The sequence below is a fragment of the Sulfurospirillum sp. 1307 genome (assembly GCF_054408545.1).
This window is the reverse complement of the sequence record NZ_CP176011.1, coordinates 2,287,501-2,299,587: the sequence shown is the minus strand read 5'-3', so window position 1 is coordinate 2,299,587 and position 12,087 is coordinate 2,287,501. Positions and strand designations below refer to the sequence as shown.

8 protein-coding genes, 2 tRNA genes and 2 rRNA genes (1 of these 12 only partly in view) are annotated in these 12,087 nt (G+C 36.5%); 9 read left to right on the top strand and 3 right to left on the bottom strand.

All coding sequences use genetic code 11. The features are described from left to right. The first annotated feature begins 9 nt into the window (after window positions 1-9). The 5 genes from ACKGJI_RS11775 (at window position 10) to ACKGJI_RS11755 (ending at window position 5,489) form a co-directional block, all read left to right on the top strand. Window positions 10-327, top strand: coding sequence for a cytochrome C (locus tag ACKGJI_RS11775; protein WP_458700506.1), 318 nt, complete (start codon window positions 10-12; stop codon window positions 325-327). A 337-nt stretch (window positions 328-664) separates the two neighbouring features. Then, entirely contained in the window at window positions 665-3,100 is a 2,436-nt protein-coding gene (locus ACKGJI_RS11770; protein ID WP_458700505.1) for a molybdopterin-containing oxidoreductase family protein, read from the top strand. Between the two features lie 2 nt (window positions 3,101-3,102). Continuing rightward, window positions 3,103-3,765 carry a 4Fe-4S dicluster domain-containing protein gene (locus ACKGJI_RS11765; RefSeq protein ID WP_458700504.1) on the top strand — a complete coding sequence of 221 codons (663 nt, stop codon included), beginning with the start codon at window positions 3,103-3,105 and terminating at the stop codon, window positions 3,763-3,765. Beyond that, on the top strand, window positions 3,753-5,015 hold the full coding sequence (locus ACKGJI_RS11760; protein ID WP_458700503.1) for a polysulfide reductase: 1,263 nt from the start codon (window positions 3,753-3,755) through the stop codon (window positions 5,013-5,015). Before ACKGJI_RS11765 ends, ACKGJI_RS11760 begins: the two co-directional genes overlap by 13 nt. A 153-nt stretch (window positions 5,016-5,168) precedes the next feature. After that, complete coding sequence (locus ACKGJI_RS11755) at window positions 5,169-5,489, top strand: cytochrome C (RefSeq protein ID WP_458700502.1); 321 nt, start codon at window positions 5,169-5,171, stop codon at window positions 5,487-5,489. A 72-nt stretch (window positions 5,490-5,561) separates the two neighbouring features. Here ACKGJI_RS11755 and ACKGJI_RS11750 read toward each other — a convergent pair whose 3' ends face one another. The 3 genes from ACKGJI_RS11750 to ACKGJI_RS11740 form a co-directional block, all read right to left on the bottom strand. After that, the gene (locus ACKGJI_RS11750) at window positions 5,562-5,978 is read right to left on the bottom strand and encodes a thiamine-phosphate pyrophosphorylase (RefSeq protein WP_458700501.1); all 417 of its coding nucleotides are present in this window, start codon (window positions 5,976-5,978) and stop codon (window positions 5,562-5,564) included. After that, a complete protein-coding gene (locus ACKGJI_RS11745) occupies window positions 5,971-6,678 on the bottom strand; it encodes a Bax inhibitor-1/YccA family protein (RefSeq protein WP_458700500.1) in 708 nt (235 codons plus the stop codon). Before ACKGJI_RS11745 ends, ACKGJI_RS11750 begins: the two co-directional genes overlap by 8 nt. A 143-nt stretch (window positions 6,679-6,821) precedes the next feature. Then, window positions 6,822-7,340 (bottom strand): hypothetical protein, encoded by a 519-nt coding sequence (locus ACKGJI_RS11740; RefSeq protein ID WP_458700499.1) that lies wholly within the window; start codon window positions 7,338-7,340, stop codon window positions 6,822-6,824. Window positions 7,341-7,836: 496 nt separating this feature from the next. Here ACKGJI_RS11740 and ACKGJI_RS11735 point away from each other — a divergent pair. The 4 genes from ACKGJI_RS11735 to ACKGJI_RS11720 all read left to right on the top strand — a co-directional run. Continuing rightward, window positions 7,837-9,347, top strand: a 16S ribosomal RNA gene (locus ACKGJI_RS11735). Window positions 9,348-9,443: 96 nt separating this feature from the next. Next, window positions 9,444-9,520, top strand: a tRNA-Ile gene (locus ACKGJI_RS11730). Between the two features lie 117 nt (window positions 9,521-9,637). After that, window positions 9,638-9,713 (top strand) — tRNA-Ala (locus ACKGJI_RS11725). A 193-nt stretch (window positions 9,714-9,906) separates the two neighbouring features. Further along, a 23S ribosomal RNA gene (locus tag ACKGJI_RS11720) occupies window positions 9,907-12,087 on the top strand; it runs 731 nt beyond the window's last position. Together the 16S and 23S rRNA genes with 2 tRNA genes alongside form the textbook arrangement of a ribosomal RNA operon.

Sequence of the window (12,087 nt, the reverse complement as noted above, 5' to 3'; positions counted from 1 at the left end):
GGAGAAAAGATGTTAAAGAGATTGCTTACATTGCTATTTGCAGCAGTTGTAAGCTTGAGTTTTGTTAGCACAACAGCATTTGCTGGTGTGGCTAAGGGTCAGAAGATTTTTATTAAAAAGCTTAAAAAACCTTGTGGTTTTACTGGCGGTGTTATGGCTAAAAAACATACTCAAGCAGAGTGGAAAGCGCTTAATGAAGCAGGAAAAATTAACGAAGAAATTGTTAATATTTGTCCTAAAGCTAAGCCACTAAAAGATAAATATGTTACACATGTATATCAATTTTTATACAACTATGCTAGCGATAGCGGAAATGTACCATCTTGATAACACTTAAGACAACAGGTTGTTGTTTACATAAATTTAGTGTTTCTTGTTAAATGCAACTACTGAAGAGAAATATTTTCTCTTCAGTAAGTAAATACTTTACCTTTTGACTAATAAATCAGTAATATTTTAAATTTTTTTTAACAAATTGAGAGAATTTTTTGATTATTTTACTCCAAAATCCCCTATATAACACATTTTTCTCAAAAAGATATAATTTATTTTTATAGGTAAATTTTTTTTTAATAATAATATAAAGAAATAAACAATACAATAACAACATTAAATCTTATAATTTACATTAGTTTCATGTATAATTATACAAATGGAGAAGAAAATGAAAGTAGAAATCTCAAGACGTAGATTTCTTCAGGGCAGTGTTGCGTTAAGTGTTCTAGGTGGAACATCTATAGGCGCAAATGAGATTATGAAGAAAGAGTCAACTAAGACTAGTTCTGATAATTTACTTCTGAAGAAAGTACCAACTGTTTGTGAAATGTGCGTAAATAAATGTGCAGCCATTGCTCAGGTAAAGAATGGGGTTGTTACAAAACTTGATCCAAATCCATATTTTCCAAAATCAAAAAATATGCTTTGTGCTAGAGGAGATGCCGGAATTCATGCACTATATGATCCTGACAGATTAAAATACCCTTTAATCAGAATTGGTGAAAAAGGAGAAGGAAAATTTAGACGTGCTACTTGGGATGAAGCCAATGAGTATATAAAAGAAAAACTTGTAAAAATTTTAGATGAAGAAAAAGATAATCGCTCTTGCATAGGTTATTGTGCTGGAGAAGGTTTGGCAGAACATACATTTAAAACTTTTATGGCTGATAAATTTGGTTCATCAAACTTTGTAAACCATGCTTCTATTTGTTTACAGACAACTGTTTCAGGTCATGCTTTGACAATCGGTGGTTATGGACAAGCAGATTTAGAAAATGCAAAGTATGTTATTATGGCTGGAGCTAATAGAGCAGAAGCAATTGTTACTCCTGATACTATGGATCTTTTTAAAAGAACAAGAGGAAGAGGTACAAAGTTAGTTGTAGTTGATCCTAGATTTACAAATACTGCGATTCATGCAGACACATACCTTCCAATTAAACCAGGAACAGATTTAGCATTTGTTTTAGCTTTAACTTACGAAGTTTTAACAAAAGAGATTTATGATAGAAAATTTGTAGAAAACAATTTTAATGGCTTCGAAGAATACAAAAAGCACATTATTGAAAGTGGATATACTCCTGAATGGGCAGAAAAAATTACAGGTATTCCAGCGAAGGAGATATGTAGAATTTCGGAAGAATTTATGGCACATGCTCCTCAAGCTATTTACTACCAAGGTCGCCGATCAACATGGAGTAAAAATGATTTTCAACTTCGTCGTGCACAAGCAATTTTTACAGCTCTTGGTGGTGGCATTGATGTTAAAGGAGGAATTATATTTGGGAAAAAACTTCCTCTCGGCTCACACGAAGTAAATATTCCTATGTATGCGAATGCAAAAGAGAGAATTGAAAAAGATGCGGCAGCAATAGTTGGTGGAAGTGGTTCTTGGATTGCTTGGAGAAATATGATTGCAGAAGATAAAACTCCTTATCCTATGAGAGGACTTTTCATATATAAACAAAACCCTATGCTTTCAGTTCCAAATACAGCAAAAACTGCCGAAATGTTAAAAAAATTAGATTTAGTAGTAGCTATAGATACTATGCCTAGCGATACGGCAATGTTTGCTGATGTTATTTTACCTGAATGTACTTATTTAGAAAGAGAAGACCCAGTTAAATCTTTCCCTGGAAGTCAACCAGCAATTGTACTTCGCCAAAAAGTAATTGACCCAATGTATGAAACTAAACCAGTAATTGAAATTATGAGGGGTCTTGCTGAAAAATTATCTAAACCTCTTTGGGAAATAACAAAAAAATATGATGAAGATATTCAAGATGAACTTTCTGGTTTGGAAGAGGGTGAAACTGAAGAGAGTTATTACGAAGAAAATGGTTTCAATTTAGCTGATGCTTTTGAAGAATCTCAAGAAGAGATAAATAAACATATGGTTGTATCAAAGCATGGTGAAAAAGCATGGAAAATATTAAGAGAAAAAGGTGTTTACTATCCAAATATGGATAAATACTTTGAAAAGCTTGATAATAACACATATAATTATTATCCTGAAGATAAAAAATACTATACAGTAGTTAAGCTAGCGAATAAAGAAGATGCAGATGTAATTGATACATGTGTTAATCCAAGAGATATAGCTGAGTTAAGAAGAAACTTTTCAACTCCAAGTACTAAAATAGAATGTTATTTAAATAGTATGAAGAAAAAGGGAATTGATCCGATGCCAACATGGCATGATGAGGACTATGTTGAGATTCCTCAGGGTAAGTTTAAATTTATAAGCGGAAGGCATGCTCAATTTACTCAAGATGCTACGCAAAATAACATCATGCTTTTAGAATTGATGAAAGAAAATTATGTTTGGATCAACGACCAGCAAGCTAAACATTATGGAATCAAATTTGGAGATGAAGTAGAAATTACAAGTAGAGTTGGTCAAGTAAGAATAAAGGCTTATCCAACTCCAAAAATAGTACCAGATGTCATTTTTTACATTCATGGCTTTGGTGCTAAGTCAACAGGTTTAACATTTGCTCATAGAAATGGTGCGAGTGACAATGAAATAATAGAAGATCAAATTGAACCAGTTTTTGGTAGTGCGATTATGCATGGCACTATCGTAGAGCTTAGAAAGGTATAGTCATGAATTACGCAATGGCATTAAATTATCAAAACTGTATTAACTGTAAAGCATGTGAAACTGCATGTAAAGAAGAAAATGGTGTTCAGTTAGGAGCTGATAAGCAACGTATTTGGGTAGGAATCAATGAAGGAACTATCTTTGGAAAGCCATATATAAATCTTTATCCATCACAATGTAATCATTGTCTTGAAGCTCCATGTGTTAGCGTTTGTCCTACAAATGCAAGTCACTATGAAGAAGGTGGTATAGTAAAAGTAGATCCAAGTAAATGTATACTTTGTAAAGGATGTATGGAAGCATGCCCATATGATGCTAGATTTGTAGATGATACAATGGTGGCAGTTGATAAGTGTACATTTTGTGATCATCGTATAGAGGAGTATGGTACAACAGCATGTCAAGCAACTTGCCCTACAAAAGTTAGACTTTTTGGGGATTTAGATGATGAAGATAGCGATATAGTTCAACTTTTAAAAACAAAAAAGTTTTTCTTTCAAAAAGAAAAATCTGGAACTCTTCCAAAACTGTTTTATATTGTGCCTGATGATGAAGCTTATGCAAAACAGAGTATCTCTCATGATACTGTTATTCATACATGGGATGATTTTAAAGCTAAGTATGATGTTGCTAGAGATGCAAGGAGCAAAGAATGGAAAAGATAGAAATTTTAGGTGTTGAAGTAAACAAAGTCAGTATATTTGGGCTATTGTTTAATAAAGTTATGATTTTAGCATATATATTACTAGCTCTTGCAGCTTATGGTATATATGAAATTATAGATATTAGATATTTTAGTGAAGCAGCAAATGCACATGCAGCTGGCCTAGACCCTACAAATCCTGAATTAAAAGAGGCTATGAAACTTGCTGTTTTTGGTAATGTTGGTGAAATTAATAGAGAAACTCCATGGACATTGTTTATCGTTAATTACATGTACATGATTTATACAGGTAGCGGAGTTATTTTTATAGTAGCATTAGCAGAATTGATGAAATTTCATATTGTAGAAAAAGTTGCTGCTGGTTTTATGGTAGCTGGTATTTCTATGGTTTTTGCAGGGCTTTTTACAATTGCAACAGACCTAAATATGTTAAATATGGTAAGTATGTTTACTAGTCCAAATTTTAATGCTGGAATGTGGCTAATGTTACCTCTTTATAGTATTTATATTCCTTTTGTATTGTTTGAAATATATTTGGTTCTAACTAAAAAAAGAGAATTAGCAAGAAGATTGGCTCTACCTATATTGATTTTAAGTATAGGTGTTGACCTTGTTGAATACTACATCCAAGCAAAACTATTTTCTATGAATACAGCTCGTCATCTTTGGACAGAATTCCCTGGATTGATGTTTTATTTTATTATTTCAGCATTTGTTTCTTCTCTTGGTATTATGGGAATAGTCACTTTTTTAGTACATAAAGACAAAAAAGAATATGTTGGATTAATGAATTTAATTAGAAAAGGTATGTTGTTTTTTGTATCACTATTAGCTCTTTATGAAGTGTTTGCGTATATGGCTGTTGATAAAGCTTGGACTTTAATAATACTATTTGGAGAGTTCAAAACTTTATATTTTGGTGGATATATTTTATTAACTTTAGCAATTCCATTTTTATTAGTATTTAAAGAAGGAAAGCCTTATCTTACCTTGATAGCTTCGTTCTTTACAATTGTTGGGGGATATATAGGAAGATACATTTTTGTATATGGTGGTAATGCAAACCCAATGAGTGATAGATTTGGAACAGGATATGAGAAATATGATTTTTATGCAATCGCTAGTAATTTCAATTATGAAAATCCACATCTAGGAGAAATTCTTATTGTAATAGGCTCAATTGGTGTTGTATTAGCAGTGTATAAAATCTTTGATTCCTTATTTTCAGTAAATAAAATAAGAGAACATTAAAATTTATTCCCTCCATTTTAAAGTGGAGGGAAAATTTATAAAATAAGCAAAATAATAGTAAAAAATAGGTATCCTAATATAAGCATTTATTCTCTTTTAAATTTATTTAAAGTTTTTTTTAAAACTTTTACTAAATTTATGAAAGGAGAAAAGATGTTAAAGAGATTGCTTACATTGCTATTTGCAGCAGTTGTAAGCTTGAGTTTTGTTAGCACAACTGCATCAGCTGGTGTTGCTAAAGGTCAAAAGCTTATTATTAAAAAGCTTAAAAAACCTTGTGGCATGGATGGTGGACAGTTAGCTAAGAAACATACTCAAGCTGAGTGGAAAGCTATACAAGATGCAGGTAAATTAAACGATGAAATCGCTAAAATTTGCCCTAAAGTAAAAAAACCACTCAAGAAAAAATACGTATCTCACGTATATGATTTCTTATATAACTACGCTAGCGATAGCGGTAATGTACCATCTTGATAACACTAAAGACAACAGGTTGTTGTTCACATAATTTAGTAGTTTTTAAGTATTAACTTTAAGAGATTCTGTTTAGAGCAGGATCTCTTTTTCTACATTATATAATTCGTATCTTATATTTTTAAATTTCTCAGCTTCTAAAGAATTTGTTAATTTTAGAATTTCTTCAAGAACTCTTGCGCTTTCCTGAGCTCTTTTTATATTAGATATTATGATGCTCTCTAAATTGTCTCGTTTTTTTTCACTACATGTAGTTTCTTTAAGGGGGTCATTTGTAATATCTCTATTTTTGATAAGTTCAATATACTCTTTTATTCTTGCTTTATGTCGAAGTGTTTTTAGTTTTTGTGATAATTCTTTGGAGTTTTTAAAATAACGACAAATATCTTCAACAACTCTTATTCCTTCTCTTAGTCTATTGAGATTTGCATCAATTATTCTAAGGGTAGTATATGAGGAGGGCTTTCCCCCCTCATTTTTTTTATTCATCGCTTCCAAATATACCAAGTATTTGAAGCAAAGAAACAAATAGATTTAAAAAATCTAAATACAGAGCAATTGCTCCTTCTATAGGTGTCTCATAGGCACCTCTTATTATATTTTGTGTGTCATATAGTATAAATGCGCTAAATAGGATTGAGCTAATACTAGCAATCACTAATTGCATTATAGGGCTACCTAAAAATATATTTATTAAACTAGCAACAACAACTACTATTAGGGTTATAAATAACATTTTCCCCATTGCACTAAAATCCCTTTTAGTATTCATAGCAAAAATAGATAATCCACCAAATGCAACTGTTGTTAACATAAAAGCATTTGCTACGATATTAGCACCTCCAGCCATTCCAAGTATAGTTGAAAGTAGTGGAGCCAAAGTTAATCCACTAATAAAAGTAAATCCAAATAGTAAAACAAGATTTAAGCCTGCTTTTTTCTTTGCAGCATATAAGCCAAAAAGTAATACAAATTCTAAAATTACAAAAACAAAATACATACTAGCAACAGTAGCTGCCATACCAATTCCAACATATGCTCCTGCAGTTGCAGCTAAAAGTGAAGCGGCAAAAAGTTGGTATGTTTGTTTTATGAAAACACCTAGTTGTCCTTCCGTTTTTGTTTGTGATTGAGTATATGCTTCTTGCCTTGTATTATTGTTTATATAGTTTCTATCATATAGTCCCATTAAAACTCCTTATTCTTTTTAGAGATATTATATTTAAAAATAGTTAATAGAAAATAAATGCAGTATTTACATTAAATTTATCTATTATTCCACCCAATTAACTAACTTAAAATTTGAATTAGCTTATTGATGTGTTATTAAATCTATTTTTTTTCAGAATTGACTATACGTTTTGTATCTTTTTCAAATTCTGATTCACAACTTTCTTTTACTTTTTCATGTAAAAGTTCGTGCATCATATTTTTTGTTTCTTCTTTTTTTAAGTTGTTTGGATTTGAATCAATTATTTTTCTAATTTCTGCTTCAAAGTTTTCTATACAATCTTGAGAGTTCATATCAGCAGTTTGTACTGACTCTTTTAATTCTTTAGTTTTTTCTTTTATTGCAGTAGCTATTTGAGAATCATTCTTTTTTTCACCAAAAATAATTTTTTTAATTTCATCTTGAAATTCTGATTCACATGACTCATGATCATCAATATATATCTTAGCTTTAAGTTCTTCTATTGCTTTTTTCTTTTGGGAATCATCAATATTTGAATTTACAATTTTTGCTATTTCATCTTCTAATGTTTCTACACAACCTTTGTTATTTTGGGCTATAGCCTCGGCTGAAAACAATAAAGAACAGCTAATTAAAGAACAAACGATAATTTTTTTCATAATGTATCCTTTCTATGATGTATAATAAAAATTTATACCATAATGAGGTATTCTTACATATTTTTACTTAAAGTAAAATTTTTTTTTACAGTATAATTTTTGTAATTATTTCGCCATATAATAGGTAAGTATTTTATTTTGCTAAAAAAATTATTTTTTTTGATTTGCTCTAAGCAATTATAAAGCTTCCTTTGTATATAATTTCGTCCTCGTTTGAGAGAACGGGTTAAGAAGAGCCTTGGTAGAGGGCGATTCAAGTTCATTAAAAATATAAATGTTAAATCAATCTTTGAAATCTAAATAAGCGACTTTACAAGTCGGGATAACTATTAAAAGAGTTCAACTAACTCAAATAGTTAAAATCAACACTCCATGTTGATATGTTATTTAAATGTTTTCAATTATTAAATTAATTCTACTGCGAAGCAGTTAGCTTTAGTGCAATGAATTTAAAAGGAATTACTTCCTTTTAAAGAAAACAATTATTATAAACAGTTTAATGGAGAGTTTGATCCTGGCTCAGAGTGAACGCTGGCGGCGTGCTTAACACATGCAAGTCGAACGATGAAGCTAGTGCTTGCACTAGTGGATTAGTGGCGAACGGGTGAGTAATGTATAGCTAACCTGCCCCTTGGAGGGGGACAACAGTTGGAAACGACTGCTAATACCCCATACTCCATTATGACATAAGTTATAATGGGAAAACTCCGGTGCCAAGGGATGGGGCTTTATGGTATCAGGTAGTTGGTAGGGTAACGGCCTACCAAGCCAATGACGCCTAGCTGGTCTGAGAGGATGATCAGCCACACTGGAACTGAGACACGGTCCAGACTCCTACGGGAGGCAGCAGTGGGGAATATTGCACAATGGGGGAAACCCTGATGCAGCAACGCCGCGTGGAGGATGACGCATTTCGGTGTGTAAACTCCTTTTATAGGTCAAGAACATGACGGTAGCCTATGAATAAGCACCGGCTAACTCCGTGCCAGCAGCCGCGGTAATACGGAGGGTGCAAGCGTTACTCGGAATCACTGGGCGTAAAGGATGCGTAGGCGGATTAACAAGTCAGAAGTGAAATCCTACAGCTTAACTGTAGAACTGCTTTTGAAACTGTTAGTCTAGAATATGGGAGAGGCAGATGGAATTGGTGGTGTAGGGGTAAAATCCGTAGAGATCACCAGGAATACCCATTGCGAAGGCGATCTGCTGGAACATTATTGACGCTGAGGCATGAAAGCGTGGGGAGCAAACAGGATTAGATACCCTGGTAGTCCACGCCCTAAACGATGTACACTAGTTGTTGCGATGCTTGTCATTGCAGTAATACACCTAACGGATTAAGTGTACCGCCTGGGGAGTACGGTCGCAAGATTAAAACTCAAAGGAATAGACGGGGACCCGCACAAGCGGTGGAGCATGTGGTTTAATTCGAAGATACGCGAAGAACCTTACCTGGACTTGATATCCTAAGAATCTCTCAGAGATGAGAGAGTGCTACTTCGGTAGAGCTTAGTGACAGGTGCTGCACGGCTGTCGTCAGCTCGTGTCGTGAGATGTTGGGTTAAGTCCCGCAACGAGCGCAACCCTCGTCCTTAGTTGCTAACAGTTAGGCTGAGCACTCTAAGGAGACTGCCTTCGCAAGGAGGAGGAAGGTGAGGACGACGTCAAGTCATCATGGCCCTTATGTCCAGGGCTACACACGTGCTACAATGGTCAGGACAAAGAGAAGCGATACTGCGAGGTGGAGCAAATCTTAAAACCTGATCTCAGTTCGGATTGGAGTCTGCAACTCGACTCCATGAAGCTGGAATCGCTAGTAATCGTAGATCAGCAATGCTACGGTGAATACGTTCCCGGGTCTTGTACTCACCGCCCGTCACACCATGGGAGTTGATTTCACTCGAAGCCGGAATACTAAATTAGTTACCGTCCACAGTGGAATTAGCGACTGGGGTGAAGTCGTAACAAGGTAACCGTAGGAGAACCTGCGGTTGGATCACCTCCTTTCTAGAGTATAAACTCATACATCTCACAATGTATGAGTAAGAGGTTATCTTGAGCTTGTAAAGTGCTTATTTAGTTTTGAGAGATTGATTAGAGAAGGGGCCTGTGGCTCAGGTGGTTAGAGCGCACCCCTGATAAGGGTGAGGTCACAGGTTCAAGTCCTGTCAGGCCCACCATTTTTAGCCAATACAGCTCAAAGCTAAAATTTTTAGTTTAGTCACTTACTCTTAAGTAAGCTCCTGCACTAAAAATATTACCTTTGCACTGTATAAACTAAAAGAGTTATCAGGCTTGGGGAATTAGCTCAGCTGGGAGAGCGCCTGCCTTGCACGCAGGAGGTCAGCGGTTCGATCCCGCTATTCTCCACCATTTCTAATAACATTTAAAAGAATAAGAAGTTTAATTTAATTTCTATTGTATATAGGTAGAGATTAAATTAGATTTTAAATAATCTATGTTCATTAAATTATAATTGTTGATTGTCAAAAATAGAAAAACAATTTTGCTGACTTATTAAAGATTTATTTTTAGTAAGGAAGTAAGTGCGAATTAGAATAGTCAAAGGTAAGCTATTAAGAGCGAATGGTGGATGCCTAGGCTGTAAGAGGCGAAGAAGGACGTACTAGACTGCGATAAGCTACGGGGAGCCGTCAAGAGGCTTTGATCCGTAGATTTCCGAATGGGGCAACCCAGCATGGCGTGAGTCATGTTACCCTACGGGGGGCTAACCTGGTGAAGTGAAACATCTCAGTAGCCAGAGGAAGAGAAATCAAACGAGATTCTGCTAGTAGCGGCGAGCGAACGTGGAAGAGGGCAAACCCAATGCTTGCATTGGGGGTTGTAGGACTGCGATATTGTACTTCAAAGGATAGTAGAATAATCTGGAAAGATTAGCCATAGAGAGTGAAAGCCTCGTATACGAAATCTGGCGAAGACATAGCAGTATCCTGAGTAGGGCGGAACACGTGATATTCTGTCTGAATCCGGGGGGACCACCCTCCAACCCTAAATACTACTTACAGACCGATAGTGAACAAGTACCGTGAGGGAAAGGTGAAAAGGACCCCAGTGAGGGGAGTGAAATAGAACCTGAAACCATTTGCTTACAATCATTCAGAGCCCTATGATTTATCAGGGTGATGGACTGCCTTTTGCATAATGAGCCTGCGAGTTGTGGTCAGTGGCAAGGTTAAGGATACCCGGAGCCGTAGCGAAAGCGAGTCTTAATAGGGCGACATAGTCACTGGCTGCAGACCCGAAACGAAGTGATCTATCCATGAGCAGGTTGAAGCTGGTGTAAGAGCCAGTGGAGGACCGAACCGGTAGGCGTTGAAAAGTCTTCGGATGACTTGTGGATAGGGGTGAAAGGCCAATCAAACTTCGTGATAGCTGGTTCTCTCCGAAATATATTTAGGTATAGCGTCATGTTGTAGCATAGGGGGGTAGAGCACTGATTGGGCTAGGGCCTACACCAAGGTACCAAACCCTGTCAAACTCCGAATACCCTATGTGTAATCATGGCAGTCAGACGGCGGGTGATAAAATGCGTCGTCGAGAGGGAAACAACCCAGACTACCAGCTAAGGTCCCAAAGTTAAACTTGAGTGGAAAACGATGTGGAGTTACTTAAACAACCAGGAGGTTGGCTTAGAAGCAGCCATCCTTTAAAGAAAGCGTAACAGCTCACTGGTCTAGTGATTCTGCGCGGAAAATATAACGGGGCTAAAAGTTTACACCGAAGCTGTAGACTCAGATTTATCTGAGTGGTAGGAGAGCGTTCTAGTCAGCGTTGAAGCCATACCGGTAAGGAGTGGTGGAGCGGCTAGAAGTGAGCATGCAGGCATGAGTAGCGATAAAAGGGGTGAGAATCCCCTTCGCCGAAAACCCAAGGTTTCCTACGCGATGCTCGTCATCGTAGGGTTAGTCGGGACCTAAGTCGAGTCCGAAAGGGGTAGACGATGGAAAATAGGTTAATATTCCTATACTAATTTGTGAGCGTGATGGAAGGACGCTTAGGGCTAAACGAGCTAACTGATGGAATAGTTAGTCGAAGGATGTAGGTTGTGATGGAGGCAAATCCCTATCACACAAGACCGAGACCCGACAGGCTCTAGATACTCTTCGGAGTGGAAGGAGAATCGTTGATGCCGTCGAGCCGAGAAAAGTTTCTAAGCATATCACAAATTACCCGTACCGTAAACCGACACAGGTGGGTGAGATGAGTATTCTAAGGCGCGTGGAAGAATCCTGGTTAAGGAACTCTGCAAAATAGCACCGTATCTTCGGTATAAGGTGTGCCTCCTCTGGTATAGGACTTTACGTCTGAAAGCTAGAAAGGTTGCAACAAAGAGTCCCTCCCGACTGTTTACCAAAAACACAGCACTCTGCTAACACGTAAGTGGATGTATAGGGTGTGACGCCTGCCCGGTGCTGGAAGGTTAATTGATGCAGTTAGCATTAGCGAAGCTGTTGATCGAAGCCCCAGTAAACGGCGGCCGTAACTATAACGGTCCTAAGGTAGCGAAATTCCTTGTCGGTTAAATACCGACCTGCATGAATGGCGTAACGAGATGGGAGCTGTCTCGACCAGGAATCCAGTGAAATTGTAGTGGAGGTGAAAATTCCTCCTACCCGCGGCAAGACGGAAAGACCCCGTGCACCTTTACTACAGCTTGACACTGCTGTTGGGATATAGATGTGCAGGATAGGTGGGAGGCTTTGATTCATGGTCGCTAGATCATGAT